14 protein-coding genes are annotated in these 16771 nt (G+C 73.2%); 9 read left to right on the top strand and 5 right to left on the bottom strand.

Annotated elements, in window-relative coordinates; translation table 11 throughout:
- Positions 1-108: 108 nt before the first annotated feature.
- On the bottom strand, positions 109-987 hold the full coding sequence (locus tag OHT61_RS18840) for a menaquinone biosynthetic enzyme MqnA/MqnD family protein (RefSeq protein WP_327115838.1): 879 nt from the start codon (positions 985-987) through the stop codon (positions 109-111).
- Between the two features lie 284 nt (positions 988-1271).
- Between OHT61_RS18840 and OHT61_RS18835 the strand changes: the two genes are divergently transcribed.
- From OHT61_RS18835 to OHT61_RS18825, 3 genes are all read left to right on the top strand, one after another.
- Positions 1272-1475, top strand: coding sequence for a cold-shock protein (locus OHT61_RS18835; RefSeq protein ID WP_023587141.1), 204 nt, complete (start codon positions 1272-1274; stop codon positions 1473-1475).
- Between the two features lie 354 nt (positions 1476-1829).
- Complete coding sequence (locus OHT61_RS18830; protein ID WP_329039960.1) at positions 1830-4796, top strand: AfsR/SARP family transcriptional regulator; 2967 nt, start codon at positions 1830-1832, stop codon at positions 4794-4796.
- 283 nt (positions 4797-5079) lie between these two features.
- On the top strand, positions 5080-5235 hold the full coding sequence (locus OHT61_RS18825) for a hypothetical protein (protein WP_329039959.1): 156 nt from the start codon (positions 5080-5082) through the stop codon (positions 5233-5235).
- Between the two features lie 191 nt (positions 5236-5426).
- On the opposite strand, the gene OHT61_RS18820 is transcribed toward OHT61_RS18825, so the two are convergent.
- The gene (locus OHT61_RS18820; RefSeq protein WP_329039958.1) at positions 5427-5966 is read right to left on the bottom strand and encodes a hypothetical protein; all 540 of its coding nucleotides are present in this window, start codon (positions 5964-5966) and stop codon (positions 5427-5429) included.
- A 224-nt stretch (positions 5967-6190) separates the two neighbouring features.
- Here OHT61_RS18820 and OHT61_RS18815 point away from each other — a divergent pair, with 224 nt between their 5' ends.
- Positions 6191-6880 carry a hypothetical protein gene (locus tag OHT61_RS18815; protein ID WP_329039957.1) on the top strand — a complete coding sequence of 230 codons (690 nt, stop codon included), beginning with the start codon at positions 6191-6193 and terminating at the stop codon, positions 6878-6880.
- Positions 6881-6918: 38 nt separating this feature from the next.
- Here the strand turns inward: OHT61_RS18815 and OHT61_RS18810 are convergent, their stop codons facing one another.
- Both OHT61_RS18810 and OHT61_RS18805 read right to left on the bottom strand, forming a co-directional pair.
- Positions 6919-9288: an outer membrane protein assembly factor BamB family protein gene (locus OHT61_RS18810; protein ID WP_329039956.1), complete on the bottom strand. Its 2370-nt coding sequence runs from the start codon at positions 9286-9288 to the stop codon at positions 6919-6921.
- Positions 9289-9540: 252 nt separating this feature from the next.
- Positions 9541-10341: a VOC family protein gene (locus tag OHT61_RS18805; protein WP_329039955.1), complete on the bottom strand. Its 801-nt coding sequence runs from the start codon at positions 10339-10341 to the stop codon at positions 9541-9543.
- Between the two features lie 428 nt (positions 10342-10769).
- Between OHT61_RS18805 and OHT61_RS18800 the strand changes: the two genes are divergently transcribed.
- The 5 genes from OHT61_RS18800 to OHT61_RS18780 all read left to right on the top strand — a co-directional run bounded on the left by OHT61_RS18800 (position 10770) and on the right by OHT61_RS18780 (position 15323).
- A complete protein-coding gene (locus OHT61_RS18800) occupies positions 10770-11417 on the top strand; it encodes a TetR family transcriptional regulator (RefSeq protein WP_329039954.1) in 648 nt (215 codons plus the stop codon).
- Positions 11418-11559: 142 nt separating this feature from the next.
- A complete protein-coding gene (locus OHT61_RS18795; protein WP_329039953.1) occupies positions 11560-12225 on the top strand; it encodes a pyridoxine/pyridoxamine 5'-phosphate oxidase in 666 nt (221 codons plus the stop codon).
- A 303-nt stretch (positions 12226-12528) separates the two neighbouring features.
- On the top strand, positions 12529-13440 hold the full coding sequence (gene htpX / locus OHT61_RS18790) for a zinc metalloprotease HtpX (protein ID WP_329039952.1): 912 nt from the start codon (positions 12529-12531) through the stop codon (positions 13438-13440).
- A gap of 9 nt (positions 13441-13449) precedes the next feature.
- A complete protein-coding gene (pspAB, locus tag OHT61_RS18785; RefSeq protein ID WP_329039951.1) occupies positions 13450-14034 on the top strand; it encodes a PspA-associated protein PspAB in 585 nt (194 codons plus the stop codon).
- 104 nt (positions 14035-14138) lie between these two features.
- On the top strand, positions 14139-15323 hold the full coding sequence (locus OHT61_RS18780) for a flavin-containing monooxygenase (protein ID WP_329039950.1): 1185 nt from the start codon (positions 14139-14141) through the stop codon (positions 15321-15323).
- A 103-nt stretch (positions 15324-15426) separates the two neighbouring features.
- Here OHT61_RS18780 and OHT61_RS18775 read toward each other — a convergent pair whose 3' ends face one another.
- Entirely contained in the window at positions 15427-16767 is a 1341-nt protein-coding gene (locus tag OHT61_RS18775) for an MFS transporter (RefSeq protein ID WP_329039949.1), read from the bottom strand.
- Positions 16768-16771 lie beyond the last annotated feature (4 nt).

Genomic DNA, 16771 nt, shown 5'->3' with positions numbered 1-16771 from the left:
GGATTCATCTTCTTCTCCCGCACCATTCCCGCGCGCCGTTGCCGGGCCCCCGGATTCCCGGCCGTCCCGGGCAGCTCTCGCCTGCCGGGTGCCGGCGGCCGTCCCGTGTCAGCGGCCGAGCAGCTCGACCTTCACGTCCGCCGGGAAACCGGTCGTCGGACCGGTGCGCCGCGCGAACTCGCGTACGCCCGCCAGCTGGTCCGGACCGAAGCGGAAGTCCAGCGTGGTGAAGTAGCGCTCCAGCACCTCGGCGTCGAAGGACTCCCAGCGCGCGGCCTGCTCGGCGACCTTCGTGACCTCCTCCAGGGACAGGTCGCGGGAGGCCAGGAACGCCTCGTGGACCTTCTCGACGTAGTCGGGGTGCGAGGCCAGGTAGTCCTTGCGCGCGGCCCAGACGGCGAAGACGAAGGGAAGCCCCGTCCACTCCTTCCACATCTCGCCCAGGTCGTGGACCTGCAGCCCCAGCCGCGGGGCGTCGTGGAGGTTGGCGCGGAGCGCCGCGTCTCCGATCAGGACGGCGGCGTCGGCCTCCTGCATCATCACGCCGAGGTCCGGGGGGCAGGTGAAGTAGTCCGGGGTGACGCCGTACCGCTCGGCGAGCAGCAGCTGGGCCAGCCGCACGGACGTACGGGAGGTCGAGCCGAGGGCCACCCTGGCGCCGTCGAGCCGGTCCAGCGGCAGCTGCGAGACGATCACGCACGACATGACCGGCCCGTCGCAGCCGACCGCGATGTCGGGCAGTGCGACCAGGTCGTCGGCGTTGCGCAGGAACTCGACGAGGGTGACGGGACCGATGTCGAGATCCCCTCGGACCAGCTGTTCGCTGAGTCTCTCCGGGGTGTCCTTCGAGAGCTCGAGATCGAGCAGGGTTCCGGTCCGTGCCAGGCCCCAGTAGAGGGGGAGGCAGTTCAGGAACTGGATGTGGCCGACGCGCGGCCTGCTGCGACGGTCGTCGCCTTCTACGGGAGAGACGGTTGAATTGTCCACATCGCGAGGCTAGACCCGTCCCCGGCGACCGGTGTCATCGGGGCCGCCGGACACCCTCCGGAGCCTTGTCCGTCACCCCTCCGACGTGCCGATCAGACATCCGGGTGAAGTGATCTTTCCCTCTACCGCTCCCCGCTGACTGCGTGCTAGGCTCGCCCGCAAGTTGCAGTTTGGTTTCCCTTGCAGTACAGAGCCTGCGGAGCATGTAACCCGCAGGCTTTTGTAGTTTTCAGACTTGTATGCAGGTTCTGGAGCAGGGCAACCCTTTGGCCCAAGGAGGGCTTATGGCTACCGGAACCGTCAAGTGGTTCAACGCTGAAAAGGGCTTCGGCTTCATCGCCCAGGACGGCGGCGGCCCGGATGTCTTCGTCCACTACTCCGCGATCAACGCGTCCGGGTTCCGCTCCCTCGAGGAGAACCAGGCCGTGAACTTCGACGTCACTCAGGGACCCAAGGGTCCGCAGGCTGAGAACGTCACCCCGGCCTAGTTGCCCGGGTCGGCCGATCGCGGCCGAGTGAGCAGTACCCAAGGAGCCCCGCTCCCCCGCCCCGGCGGAGGAGCGGGGCTCCTGCCCTTCCCGGTGCTTCAGTCCGGGACCCCGGCCGGCTGCCCGCCCCCCGGCCGTCCGCCGAGCGGTCCCGCCCCTCCGCGCCTCCCCGGGACACGGTGCCCGCCGTCCCGAACGGGGCCCCGTCCCGCATTCGTTGTCGAGGCCCTGTGCAGAGCCTCACCCGATGCTGACGAGTCCGCCCGCGACAAGGCAGACTGTTGAGCGCGGTACCAGCGGTAAGGAACAGGCGGGGACGGCAGGACCGGCGGGGCGAGCAGGACAGGGGGCAGCATGGACGGCGACGACGGGCCCGGGGCGCGCGTGCCGGAGCCGCGGGCTCCGCGCGAGGACGCGGCCGGCGTCGGCCTGCGCTTCACGGTGCTCGGCCCCGTACGCGCCTGGCGGGGCGGCGAGCCCCTGCCGTCCGGGTCACCGCAGCAACGGGCCCTGCTGGCGGCCCTCCTCCTGCGCGACGGGCGCACCGCGACGGCGGCCGAACTCATCGACGCCCTCTGGGGCGACGACCCTCCGCCCCGAGCCCTCGCGACCGTACGGACCTACGCGTCCCGGCTCCGCAAGACGCTGGGCCAGGACACCCTGGTCAGCGAGGCGGGGGGTTACGCGGTCCGGATCAAGCGCGGGGCACTCGACCTGACGCTCGCTCAGGACCTGGCGGCCGAGGCGGAGAAGGCCCGGAGCGGCGGCGACCGGTCACAGGCCCGCGCCCTCGTCGACAAGCTGCTGGGCCTCTGGGACGGCGAGGCACTGGCCTCCCTCCCGGGCCCCTACGCGGACAACCGGCGTGCCGGCCTGGAGGAGTGGCGCCTCCAGCTCGTCGAGACCCGGCTCGACCTCGACCTGGAGGTGGGCTACCACGCCGAGGCCGTCTCCGAACTGACCGCGCTCACCGCGGCGCACCCTCTGCGCGAACGGCTGCGCGAGCTGCTGATGGTGGCCCTGTACCGCAGCGGCCGGCAGGCCGAGGCCCTGGCGGTGTACGCGGACACCCGCAGGCTGCTCGCGGAGGAGCTGGGCGTCGACCCGCGCCCCGAACTGGCCGCCCTCCAGCAGCGGATCCTGCGGGCCGACGAGGATCTGGCCCACGCGGCGGACGAGACGGCGGCCCCGGCACCCGCACCGCTGCGCCCCGCCCAACTGCCCGCTACTGTGCCGGACTTCACCGGACGCTCCTCCTTCGTACGCGAGCTGGGGAGCCGGCTGGGGACCGCCGAGGGATCCGTCATGGCGGTCTCCGCCCTGGCCGGGATCGGCGGGGTCGGCAAGACGACGCTCGCCGTGCACGTCGCCCACCAGGCCCGCCGGCACTTCCCCGACGGGCAGCTCTACGTCGACCTCCAGGGGGCGGGGGCACGGGCCGCCGAACCCGAGACGGTGCTCGGCTCCTTCCTGCGGGCCCTCGGCACCACCGATTCCGCCATCCCGGACTCGCTGGCCGAGCGGGCGGCCCTCTACCGCTCCACGCTGGACGGGCGGCGCGTCCTGGTCCTGCTGGACAACGCCCACGACGCGGCGCAGATCCGGCCCCTGCTCCCCGGCACGGAGGGCTGCGCCGCACTGGTCACCAGCCGGGTCCGCATGGTCGACCTGGCCGGCGCGCACCTGGTGGACCTGGACGTGATGTCCCCGGAGGAGGCCCTGCAGCTCTTCACCCGCATCGTCGGCGAGGAACGTGTCCAGTCCGAGCGTGAGGCCGCGCTGGACGTGGTGGCCGCCTGCGGCTTCCTGCCGCTGGCCATCCGCATCGCGGCCTCGCGCCTCGCCTCGCGCCGCACCTGGACCGTCTCCGTCCTCGCGGCGAAGCTCGCCGACGAGCGCCGGCGGCTGGACGAACTCCAGGCGGGCGACCTCGCGGTGAAGGCCACCTTCGAGCTCGGCTACGGCCAGCTGGAGCCGGCCCAGGCCCGCGCCTTCCGGCTGCTGGGCCTGGCGGACGGGCCCGACATCTCCCTCGCGGCGGCGGCCGCGCTCCTGAACCTTGAGACGCACACGGCGGAGGACCTCCTGGAGTCGCTGGTCGACACCAGCCTCCTGGAGTCGGCGGCCCCGGGCCGCTACCGCTACCACGACCTGGTGCGCCTCTACGCACGTGCGTGCGCGGAGCGCGACGAACACCCGCCGGTGGAAAGGGACCTGGCGCTCTCGCGGCTGCTGGACTTCTACCTGGCGACGGCCGCGGGCGTCTACGCGCTGGAGCGGCCCGGCGACCGTCTGGTGGACCACCTGGAGCCGACCGAGCATCCCGGCCTGTCGTTCGGCGACCGGCACACGGCACTGGACTGGCTGTACGCCGAGGCGGGCCCACTGCTCGCCTGCGTCCAGCAGTCGTACGGTCCGGGCACGCTGCGCAGGGCCGTGGACCTGCTGTGGGCGTCGCTCGACCTCGGGGAGTCCGGCGCCGACGCCAAGCAGTACGAGAAGGTCGCCGTCTCGGTCCGGAACGCCGCGCGGGCGGGCGGCGACCGGCGCACCGAGGTCAGGGCGCTGATGACACTCGCCGACGTCCACCACACCTCGGGCCGTTTCGACCAGGCGGAGGAGGAGGCGCAGCAGGTGATGCGGCTCGTCGACGCGGACACGGACCCGCTGCCGGGCTGCTGGGCCGCGAACGCGCGCGGCATCATGGCGCTCTACCAGAGCCGTCACGAGGACGGGGAGACCTACCTCACCCAGGCCATCGCGAGCTTCCGGCGCATCGACGACCGTCCCGGCGAGGCCAGCGCGCTGTGCAACCTGTCGCGCATCCACCTGGCGACGGGCCGGATCACGAGCGCGGTGTCCCTGGCCCAGGAGGGCACCGCGATCTACGACGGGATGGGGCACGCCCTGCGGAGTGCCAACGGCCGTTACGCGCTGGGCATGGCCCACACGCAGAGCGGCCAGTTCGCCGAGGCCGCGGACAGCCTCCTGGAGGCGCTCGACGTGTTCCGGGACAGCCGCCAGCGCCTGTGGGAGGGGATGACCCTCTTCCGCCTGGCGGAGGTGGATCTGGCGGCCGGAGCGGCGGCGGACGCGGCGACCAAGGCGGAGCAGGCGCTGACCGCCCTGCGTGGCATCGGCGGTGCGTGGCGGCGGGGCAACGTCCTGACCGTGCTCGGCCGTGCCCTCGCGGGCATCGGCCAGATCGGCCGGGCGCAGGCCTGCTGGCACGAGGCGCTCTCCCTCTACGAGGAGCTGGGCTCGCACGAGGCCGACGAGGTACGGGCCCTCCTCTCCTCCGGTGCCTCCGTGCCGGTCTGACCTCGTGACGGCGAGACGGCGGTCCGACGCCGTCTCGCGGCCCGTCACCGTGGCGGCCCTGTGGCCGTGCGGCGGTCCGGAGGCCGTGCGGGCGCGGGCCGTTCATCATTCGTTTATCGCCGTCCGGCAGTCTCGACCTCGTCAACCCGTCCCAACGGGGGGCAGGCGGGCTGAAGTCGTGGTCGTCGCACTATCGTGAGCGGCCCTGGCACGCCCGTCCGGCAGTCCACGGGGGAACAGCCGGGCGGGCCTCAGCCACTCGACACAACGGGAGCGGATCAGCATGGCGGACGCAGCGAAGAAGAACCCTGAGATCAAGCCGCAGGACATGCACGCGACGGGCGGCGACGCCGGCAAGATCACGACGAAGGACATGCACGCGACCGGTGGCGAGGCCACCACGGACGACATGCACGCGACATCGGAGCCGGCCAACTAGGTCCGTCGCCCGGACCGGGCCGGCTCTGGGGGAGCCCGGCACGATCCGGACCCGGGGCCCTGGGCCTCGACGGACCGCGCGAAGAGCGGCCGCGGCGGCGCGGAGGGGGAGCCGTCGCGGCCGCTCTGTATGCGCGACACGGGGAGGGCCCGAGCCGGACGGCTCGGGCCCTCCCCGTGTCGCGCCCTCGGTCAGTAGCGCAGCTCGGCCGTGACCAGGCAGCGCTTCACGCGGGAAGCAAGGCGCGGGCTGTCCATGGGGACCTGGATGATCCTGGACTCGCCGGCCTTCATCTCGGCGTCGGCCTTGCCCGTGTCGACCGTCAGGCCCTTGGCGTCGACGAACGTCACGACCACGTCGTACAGGTGCTCGGTCGTGGCGGTGGAACGGATCTCGACCGACGAGGAGGTCGACCCCGCGCGCCTGCCCTTCCGGGGCCCGGCGCACCGGACCACGCGCAGCGCCGGCTCCTCCGAGGCGGTCGGCTCCGGGGTGGTGGACTCGTAGGCGGAGCCGCCGGACGAACTCGACGAGGTGTCGTCGTAGTCGTCGTAGTCATCACGGCTGTGGTAACCGCCGTTGCTCTTGCTGGAGTTGGAGCACCCTCCGCCGCTGGAACCGCTGCTGCGGCTCTTTCCGCTCCTGCCGCCGTGGCTGGACGTGGAGAACCCCGTGAGCGCGAGCACCACCACGACCAGTACCGCCGCGAACCTGATCCGTCGCCGCATCATCGACGCAGCCCCCCTTGCTGTTGTCGGCCTCTCCGGCCGTCGCACACCCGCGACAGCGTGACACACAGCATCCCCGGCGCCGACCCGCAGTCCAGTCATGACCCTGTCACGGTCTCGTCATGGTCTCCGATGGCAGGGGGGATCGGCCAGGCGTAGCGTCGGTCCGGGGAGCGGAGCGCACAGCCGTGCGCCACAGCTGTGCGCCAAGGCCCGGGAGGCTGACGATGGTCCGCAATGTCCTCGGCTCCGTCGTCGCCCTCGTCGGCGCCGCCGCGGCGGTCCAGAGCCCCTTCCAGAGTTGGTACGGCGAACGCCTGGGCCGGGACTACCGGATCCAGGACCTGTTCGGCGGCATCACCGGCGTCTCGTCGCCCGTGATCACCTCGATCCTGCTGCCGTTCCTCTTCGCCGCCCTGGTGACCCTCGTCGGGGTCGTCCTGCGCTCGCGCGGGGCGGTGGCCCTGGCGGGCCTGGTCGTGCTCGGGTTCACCGTCCTGTGGATGGTGCGCCAGGGTCAGGCGGCGGGCAGCCTGACGGTCGGCGGCGAGGGCTCCGGGCTCCGGTGGGGCGTGGCCCAGGCGCTGGCGGGCGGTGTGCTGCTCCTGCTGGGCGCGCTGCTGATGTCGGGCCGCCGCCGGTCGCCCCGCCGGCGCGACGCGGCCGAGCCCTACCCCGTGCCGCCGGACGACCGTCCGGACACCTGGCCCCCGACGCAGGAGCCCGGTCCGGCCGCCATGACGTCGCCGGGGCCCGAACCGGAGGCGGACCCGTACACGGGGCCGGGCCGGCACCGGGCGTCACCGGCCGACGAGGACACGGCCGCCTACCCGGTCCAGGACGTCCATGACGGGGACACGTATCCCGGACGGACCGACGGCCCGGAGCGCGACCGGTACCACCCGCCGCACCCCTGAACCCGTCCGCCCGCGCGCCCGGCGCGCTCCCGCGGGCGTCAGGCGTGGGCCCGGTTGCCCGTCCCCGTGCCCTTGAGCGCGTCCAGGGCGTACACGCAGCGGTCCTTGCTGCACGCGTAGACGACACCCGCCTGCGCCACCGGGGAACCCGTGATCTCGCCCCCCGTGGCCAGCTTCCAGCGGAGCTGGCCGCCCGCCGCGTCCAGCGTGTACAGCACGTGGTCCGCCGAACCGAAGTGGACGCGGCCGTCGGCCACGACCGGGGAGCCGACGACCTCGCCGCCCGCGGCGAAGCGCCACTTGGGCGTGCCGGTGACCGCGTCCAGCGTGTACAGGGCGCTTCCGCTGCCGACGTGGACGTTTCCGGCGCCCACCAGGACGGGCTCGACCGACTGGCGGGCCTCCGTCGCGATCCGCCACCGGTCCTTGCCGGTGGAGGCGTCCAGGGCGTACACGGTGCCGAGGTAGTCGGCGAGGTACACCCCGCCGCCGGTGACCGCCGGGCCGGGCGCGAAGGCGGGCGGGGACAGGAAGACGGCCGGCGACTCGAAGTGCCAGCGCACCCGGCCCGAGACGATGTCCACGGCCAGCACCCGGGTGCCCGCCGCGACGTAGACGAAGCCGTCCGGTGCGGGGGTCACCCGTACCGGGACCCCGCCGCAGGACGCGGCGTCGCCGACCGGGTACGACCAGCGCTCCGCGCCGGTGCGCGCGTCCACGGCCCGCAGCCGCGACTCCTGCCACAGGAACACGGTGCCGTCGTGGATGACGGGCCCCGCCTCCGGCGTCTCGAAGTCCGTCTGGGCGCCCCTGGTCTCCCACAGCTTGTCGCCGCTGGAGGCCTCCCACGCCTGCACGCCGCCCCCGCGCGTGGCGGTCAGCACGGTGCCCCGGTCGGCCTTGAGGGAGTAGACCCAGGCATCCGTCTGCAGCCGCCAGCGCTCGGCCCCGGTCGCCGCGTCCAGCGCGTAGAGCGACGGGCCGTCCGAGGCGTGGATCCTGCCGCCGTCCACGGCCATCGTCCAGGCCACGTCCCGGGTCTTGAACTGGCGCCGCCCGTTGCCCACGTCCAGGGCGTGGACCTCGAACGACGTCACGTACAGCAGGTCGCCCACGACGACGGGCGTGCCCCACACGTCGTTCGACATGCGGAAGCGCCACGGCCGCCAGCGCTCCGGCGCGGCGGCCGTCCCGTCCTGGGCGGGCACGGGGGCGGGGACCACCGGCGCCGTGGGCGGCGTCGCGGCCTGCCCGCCGGGCGCACGCACCCAGCCGGTGGCCGGGTCGGCGTGCGCGGCGGCGGGCCCCCGCACGTCCACGGGCCGGGGGCCGGGCCCGATCGGCACCTTCGCCCCGGTCAGCCGCACGGGACCGCCGTCGGGCACAGGCGCCGGAGCGGGCGCGGTCCGCTGCTCCGCCGCGTCGCCCCACGCCGTCCCGCGGCCCGCCCCGGCGGGCGGCTGCCGCGGGGGCGGCGGCACCGCGACCGGTGCGGGCGGGGCGGCGACGGTACGGCCACCGCCCCGGCGGCGCTCGATCATCGCGGTCGCCACGGTCGGCAGCCAGGCGGAGGCGGTCCCGCTGTCGTCGCTGCCGGAGCCGAACAGGTGCGGAGCCAGCTGCGCCTGCAGGTCCGCCGGGCTGGGCCGCCGGGTCGCGTCCATCTGCATGCAGGACTCGATGAGCGGACGCAGGTCGTCGGGCAGCCCGTGGGTGTCGGGGCCCTCACGCAGCAGCATGAACACGGTCTCGACCGGATTCGCCCCGTGGAACGGCGCGTGCCCCGTCGCCGCGAAGACGAGGGTGGATCCCAGCGAGAAGATGTCGCTCGCGCCCGTCACGCTGCGCGAGTCCCGGGCCTGCTCGGGCGACATGTAGGCGGGGGTGCCCACCGCGACGTTCGTCATGGTCAGGCGGGTGTTGGAGACACCGGACGCGATGCCGAAGTCGATCACCCGGGGCCCGTCCTCGACCACGAGGACGTTGGACGGCTTCAGGTCGCGGTGCACCAGCCCGGCACCGTGGATCGACTGCAGGGCCTCCGCGATCCCCGCGGCCAGCCAGCGCACGGCCTGCGTCGGCATGGGCCCGCACTCGTTCACTATCTCCTCGAGGGAGGGGGCGGGGACGTAGGCGGTCGCCAGCCAGGGCACGGCGGCCCTGGGGTCGGCGTCGACCACGGCGGCGGTGTAGAAGCCGCTGACCGCGCGGGCGGCCTCCACCTCGCGCGTGAAACGGACCCGGAACAGCTGGTCCTCGGCCAGTTCCGTACGCACGGTCTTGATCGCCACCCGCCGGCCCGACGCCGACCGCGCGAGATAGACCAGCCCCATGCCCCCGGCTCCGAGCCGTCCCAGCACCTCGAACGGGCCGATCCGCCGCGGGTCATGCTGCGTCAGCTGTTCCACTTGCCTGCCACCTCCCCGTACGGGCCTCAGGAACAGAAGCCCGCGAAAACACGCCCCTTGCAGCGTCTCACCACTGGACACCACATGGCGGTGCGCACCCTGATTCTTCCTGGCTCGGGGCCTGGTTGCGAACCCGGGGGCGGATCGGGGTGTCCTGTGGCACTCCGCACCTTTCAGGACAGGGCCGTGACGGGGCCCGGGACCTGACGCACCGCAGGGCCGTACCGCCCCCACCCCGTGTCAGCTCAGGGCTCAGGGCAGCAGCTCGGTCGGCTGCAGCACGGCGAAGGCGGCGCCCTGGTCGTCCTGCAGCACGGCCATCCGCCCATACGGGATGTCCATGGGCGGGGCCGTGATCCGGCCACCGAGGCGCACGGCGGTCTCGGCGGTGCGGACGCAGTCCTTGACGGCGAAGTAGCTGAGGAAGTAGCTGGGCAGCATCTCGGGGAACGCGTCCGTGAGGACGGCGCGCCCGCCGATCGCGGTGTCGTCGCCCGGTTCGGTCCCGGCGGGGGACCACATCCGGAACCTCTCCGCCGTTCCCGTCCCCCCGGAGGGGTCCGGGAGTTCGACGTCGGTGCCCTGGAAGCCCAGGACGTCCTCGTAGAAGGCGTCCACGCGCTCCGGCTGACGGGTGTACACCTCGGTCCAGCAGAAGGCGCCCGGCTCGTTCTGCCGCTCGAAGCCCGCCCGGTCGCCCGCCTGCCACAGGCCGAACACCGCGCCGCCCGGGTCCACGGCCTGGGCCAGGACGCCGGCCCGGCCCGCGCGCACCGGGTCGGTGATGATGTGGCCGCCCGCGTCCCGGACGGCGGCGACGGTGGCGACGATGTCGTCGGTGGAGAAGTAGACGCCCCAGGTCGTCGGCATCCGGCCGTCCTTCTTGGCGGCGAGGGCGGCGACGAGCCGCCCCTCGCTGTACGCGTCGGCGAAGGGCATTCCGTCGCCCGCGCGGAAGGTCCAGCCGAAGAGCCCGCCGTAGAAGCGCTTGCCCGCCTCGAGGTCGGAGAGCTGGACGTCCACCCAGCACGGCACCGACGCGAATACGGCCATGGCCCGGATCCTTCCGTCGCAGGATGTCGCAGAGGAGCCGCAGGGGTCCCGGTCGGGGTGGGGACGGCCCCGGTGCCCGGCGCACCGCCACGAGGGCAGCGGTGATCCCCGTCACACTCAACGTAGCGTCGAGTGCCGCGCGGCGCGCTCCGAGCAGCCCGAATGGAACCTTTGCCCGACTCGTGAAGCTTCTCCCCGGCGAGTGGACGCGCGTTGTCCACCGAAGTTATCCACAGCCTGTTGATAACAACATCGCACCGGGACGCTCCTCCGGCGCGAATAGAGCGCAATTCAATTACCAGTCGCACCGGCGCGAAAGGCGCTCCGGCGCATCGGGGAATTGCACCGTTCACCCCGTGCGCACTGGCCCGTTCCCCATTTGCAGTCGGTCAGATCGCGCTCGGATCACCCCTCGGTAAGCTGACGGCATGACAGGACAAGTGCGCACCGTCGACGGCCGCGTGGCTGGTCGGCGAGGTCAGGAGACGCGGCAGAAGCTGCTCGACTGCCTCAGCGAGATGCTCAGCTCCTCGCCGTACCGGGACGTCAAAGTCATCGACGTGGCCCGGAAGGCGGGGACTTCACCCGCGACTTTCTACCAGTATTTCCCCGATGTCGAGGGCGCCGTTCTCGAACTCGCCGAGGAAATGGCCAAGGAGGCCGCCGAGCTGACCGAACTGGTCGGCGGGCGCTCCTGGGTCGGCAAGGCCGGCTGGCAGACCTCCGAAGAACTCGTCGACGGATTCCTCGACTTCTGGCGCCGCCACGACGCGATCCTGCGGGTCGTCGACCTCGGCGCGGCCGAGGGGGACAAGCGGTTCTACAAGATCCGCATGAAGGTCCTCAACTCCGTCACCGGCTCCCTGTCCGACGCGGTCAAGGAACTGCAGAGCAAGGGCAGGGTGGACAAGGACGTCAGCCCCGCGGCGGTCGCGGGCTCGCTGGTCGTCATGCTCGTGGGGGCCGCCTCGCACCAGAAGGGCTTCACCACCTGGGGCGTGAAGCAGGCGGAACTCCGCTCCAACCTCGCCCTGTTGGTACACCTCGGCATCACCGGCAAGAAGCCGGCCAGGTAGGCGCCGGCCAGGACTCCCCCACCTCACACCGGGAACCGCACCTCCTCGCGGCTCGCCCAGTCCTGTCGCGCCGAAGGCGGACCACCCGCGTGGTCCGCCTTCGGCGTTTCCGCGCCGGCCCCCGGGACGGTGGAATGGGCCCATGAGCGATGCACAGCAGACCTTCCGCGAACTGCTCCGCGCCCAGCGCGTCTGGGACGTACGCCTCCCCCGGTTCGACCCGTCCACCGCACCGCCTGAGCCCCTCCCCCTCTTCCACGCCTGGTTCGCCGAGGCGGTGGCCGCCGGGCAGACCGAGCCGCACACCATGACCCTGGCCACGGCGGACGCGGCGGGCAGGCCCGACGTGCGGACCCTGATGCTGCACGACGCGGACGGCCGCGGCTGGCACTTCGGCACGCACTCCACCAGCGCGAAGGGTCGCCAGCTCGCGGCCCGGCCCCACGCGGCCCTGGGCTTCTACTGGCCCGCCCAGGGCCGCCAGGTGCGGGTACGCGGCACCGTCGCCGCCGCGGGCAGGGAGGAGAGCACGGCGGACCTGCGGGCCCGGTCGGCCGGTGCGCTCGCCTCGGCACTGACCGGCGCGCAGAGCGAGGTGCTGCCCTCCCACGACGACCTCGTGCGGGCCTCCGAGGCCGCCTGGGAGCGCGCGCGGGCGGCGCCGGACACCGAGGCGGCCACCTGGACGCTGTACGTCGTCGAGCCGCGGGAGGTGGAGTTCTTCCAGGGGGACGCGCGACGGCGGCACGTGCGGCTGCGCTACCGCCGGGAGGGCGGGGACTGGACCCGCGAGCTGCTCTGGCCGTGAGGCGGCGGGGACGGGCGGGCGGACTCGCGAACCGCCCCGGGCCGTGAGGCGGTGCGGACGGGCCCGCGAGCTGCTCCGGCCGTGAGCAGGGGCGGACGGGCCCGTGTGAGCACGGCGGACGGGCCCGCCCGCCGGCCGCCCCGGACCTGACCGGCACGGACGGGCCCGGCGGCCCGGCGCCGCGCGGAGCGGGTCCCCGCGCGGGTCGGGGCCCGAGAGGGCCGGAAGGCCGGAAGCCGTCCGATTAGGCCAGGAAAGGAGCACTATGGGATGCAGGCGGCAGGTGAGCCGCCGGAGGCACCCATGGCACGATCCCGTTCCCGCTACGCCCCCGACCGGGGGCTGACCACCCGCATGGTGAGCACGATGTTCTTCATCGGGCTGCTGTACGTCGTCCTGGTGGGCGTGCTCCTCGCCGTCCTGCGGGGCGCCTGGCCGGTCGTCCTGATCGTCGCGGGCTGCCTCTTCGTCGCCCAGTTCTGGTTCAGCGACCGCATCGCGGCCTACGGGATGGGCGCCCGGGAGGTCACCCCGCAGGAGGCGCCGGAACTGCACGGTGCGATCGACCGGATCTGCGCCCTGGCCGACATGCCGAAACCCCGGGTCGCCATCGCGCGCAGCGACGTCCCGAACGCCTTCGCGACCGGCCGCAGCGAGAGATCGGCCCTCATCTGCGCCACCACCGGACTCCTGCGCAGACTGGAGCCCGAGGAACTCGAAGGGGTCCTGGCCCATGAGATGTCGCACGTGGCGCACCGCGACGTCGCGGTGATGACCATCGCCTCGTTCCTCGGGGTCCTCGCCGGCATCGTCACGCGGGTCGCCCTGTGGGGCGGACTGGCCCGCAGCAGCCGGGGAAACGATCCGGCGGGCATCATCATCATGCTCATCCCACTGATCAGCGCGGTCGTCTACGCCCTCAGCTTCCTGCTGACCCGGCTGCTGTCGCGCTACCGCGAGCTGTCCGCCGACCGCACGGCCGCCCTGCTCACCGGCCGCCCCTCGGCCCTCGCCTCCGCCCTGACGAAGGTGAGCGGGCAGATGGCCCGGATCCCCACGGAGGACCTGCGGAAGGCCGAGCCGTACAACGCCTTCTACTTCGTGCCCGCGTTCGCCGCCAAGGAGAGCCTGAGCAGGCTGCTCTCCTCCCACCCGACCCTCGAACAGCGCCTGGACCAGCTGGCACGCATCTCCGCCGGCCTGTCCCGGCCGTGAGGAGTCCCCATGGGCCTGCTCGACAGCATCCTGGGGCGCAGCAAGCCCGTACGCCCCGATCTCGACCAGCTCTTCGCCGTCCCCTCCGCGGCGCTGACCCTCCAGGCCGGGACGGGTTTCACGCCCACCGGACTCGGTTCGGTGTGTTTCGCCGGGGTGGAGGGCGGCGCGTTCGCCCGCGTGCGGCAGGACGTCCTGGACCTGCTGGACGCGGATGCCGGGCGATCGGGCGCCCCGGTGGAGTTCAGCCGGGACGGCTACGGGTACACCTGGCTCCTGGCCCGCCGGGCACCCGACGACACGGCGGGCCTGGTGAACGACCTGCACGCGGTCAACACCCTGCTCCAGGACGCCGGTTTCGGACCACAGCTGCTCTGCTCCCTGGTCGGATTCCGTGATCCGCGGGGGCGCTCGCTCGCACTCGTCTATCTGTACAAGCGGGGCGCATTCTACCCGTTCGCCCCGGCGCAGGGCGGCGGCGAGAAGCGCGACAGCCAACTCGAGCTGGAGATACGGGCCGTGCTCGGGGAGGACCTCCGGATGGAGGCCGATCTCGCGCGCTGGTTCCCGGTCTGGGGCGCCCCGGGGCTGTGAACAGGCGCCGATACGCGCCGAATCGCCCGCCCGTGATCATTTCGCAACCGATTCCGGCCCGTCCCCGGAACCCATCATGTTCATGTCCGATTACGCTCCGAACCATGCCAGACAGCACATCCACCCCCCGCGACGCCCAGCCCGCCCCCCAGGACCGCGCCGACGGCCGGCCGGTCTACGTGATCGGCGGCGGCCCCGGCGGCCTCGCCGCGGCCGCGACCCTGCGGGCGCAGGGCGTACGGACGGTGGTCCTGGAGAAGTCGGCCCACGTCGGCGCCTCCTGGCGCAGCCACTACGACCGGCTGCACCTGCACACGATCCGCCGCTGGTCCGCCCTTCCCGGACTGGCGATGCCCCGGCGCTTCGGCCGCTGGGTGTCGCGCGACGACATGGTGCGCTACCTGGAGAAGTACGCCACGCACCACGAGCTGGAGGTCGTGACCGGCGTCGAGGTCTCACGGATCGACCGGACCGCGGACGGCAGCGGGTGGCAGCTGAGCGCGACCGGCGGACGCGTGCTGACCGGTCGCGCGGTCGTCGTGGCCACCGGCTTCAACCACACCCCGCGCGTGCCCGCCTGGCCCGGCCGCGAGGACTTCACCGGCGAGCTGGTGCACGCCTCGCGGTACCGCGACCCCGCGCCGTACGCCGGCAAGGACGTCCTCGTCGTCGGGATCGGCAACACCGGGGCGGAGATCGCCGTCGACCTGGTCGAGGGGGGCGCGGCCCGGGTGCGGATCGCGGTCCGGACCGCCCCGCACATCGTGCGCCGCTCGACCGCCGGCTGGCCCGCGCAGGCGACCGCCGTCCTGGTCCGCAGGCTGCCGGTCCGGCTGGTCGACCGGGCCGGGCGCCTCATGACCCGCCTCTCCGTGCCCGACCTGGCCGCGCACGGGCTGCCCCGCCCGGACACGGGGCTGTACTCCCGGGTCAAGGAGGGGGCGATCCCGGTCCAGGACGTCGGCCTGATCGACGCGGTGAAGCGCGGCAGGGTGGTGCCCGTCGCGGCCGTCGCGTCGTTCGACGGGGACGGTGTGGTGCTGGCGGACGGCAGCCGGATCACCCCGGACGCGGTGATCGCGGCCACCGGCTACGACCGCGCCCTGGAGGGCATGGTCGGGCACCTGGGCGTGCTGGACGCCCGGGGACGCCCGGTCGTCCACGGCGCCCGCACCCCGGAGGGCGCGCCGGGCCTCTACTTCACCGGGTTCACCAACCCGATCAGCGGCATGCTGCGCGAAATAGCCCGGGACGCGCGGAAGATAGCCGCGCGCCTGGCGAAGCGCTGATCCCGCCCGTGCACGGGCCGGACCCCGGCCGTACGGATCCGGGGCCCGGCCCGCGACCGCCACCGGGCTGGACGTGGATGTCGAGCCGCCCCGACCGTGCGCGTCAGGCCGCTGGCCGGGCGGGCGCGGATCGGAGGGCGTCCGCGGGTTCACTCCGCCGCCGGACCATCAGGGCCATCAGCGCGGCCGTCGCGCACAGCGCGCCCGAGGCGTACCAGACCATGTCGTACGAACCCGTCACATCGCGTGCCACGCCTCCGAGGAAGGCCACCAGGGCCGCACCCACCTGGTGGGAGGCCAGGACCCAGCCGAAGACGATCGCGCTGTCCTCGCCGTACTGCTCGCGGCACAGGGCCAGCGTCGGCGGGACCGTGGCGACCCAGTCCAGACCGTAGAAGACGATGAAGAAGACCATCGGCGGGTGCACCGCCGGTGCCATCAGCATCGGCAGGAACAGCAGCGAGACACCGCGCAGCGCGTAGTAGACCGCGAGCAGTCGGCGGGCGTCGAAGCGGTCCGTGAGCCAGCCGCTGAAGACCGTGCCGATGATGTCGAAGATCCCGATGACGGCCAGCAGTGAGGCCGCCGCGGTGATCGCCATGCCGTGGTCGTGGGCCGAGGGCACGAAGTGGGTGCGGATCAGGCCGTTCGTGGAGGCGCCGCAGATCGCGAACGACCCGGCGAGCAGCCAGAAGGGGCCCGTGCGGGCCGCGTCCAGGAGGACGCGCACGGTACGCCGGGCGGCACCCGTCGCGGGAGCCGGCTTCTCCACGAACGGGCCGCCGTACGGGGCGAGTCCGACGTCGGCGGGGTGGTCGCGCATCAGGAACCAGACGAACGGCACGACGACGACCGCGGCGAGGGCCACGGTCACCGAGGCGGGACGCCAGCCGTGCTCCTCCACGATCCAGGCGCACAGCGGCAGGAAGACCAGTTGGCCGGACGCCCCGGCGGCGGTCAGGATGCCCGTGACCAGCCCCCGGCGGGCGACGAACCAGCGGTTGGTGACGGTCGCCGAGAAGGCGAGCGCCATCGATCCCGTGCCCAGGCCGACGAGCAGGCCCCAGTAGAGCATCAGCTGCCAGGCGGCCGTCATCCAGACGCTCGCCAGCGCCCCGGCCGCGACGGCGCTCAGCGCGACGACGACGACCTTGCGGATGCCGAACCGGTCCATGAGGGCGGCGGCGAACGGTGCGGTCAGTCCGTACAGCGCCATGTCGATCGACACCGCGAGACCGATCTCGCCCCGCGACCAGCCGAACTCCGTGTGGAGGGGGTCGATGAGCAGCCCGGGGAGGGAGTTGAAGGCCGCGCCGCCGATGATCGTCACGAAGGTGACGGCCGCGACGATCCACGCCCGGTGGACACGCCGTCGGCGGGGAAGCCCGTGCGGGGTGCCCGCGGCGGCCGTGCTGTCGGTTGTCTGAGTCACGCGGCCCAGCATCGGT

Source organism: Streptomyces sp. NBC_00178, from assembly GCF_036206005.1.
Taxonomy (GTDB): domain Bacteria; phylum Actinomycetota; class Actinomycetes; order Streptomycetales; family Streptomycetaceae; genus Streptomyces.
The sequence above is the reverse complement of the archived record's forward strand: the minus strand, read 5'-3'. Positions and strand labels throughout refer to the sequence as shown.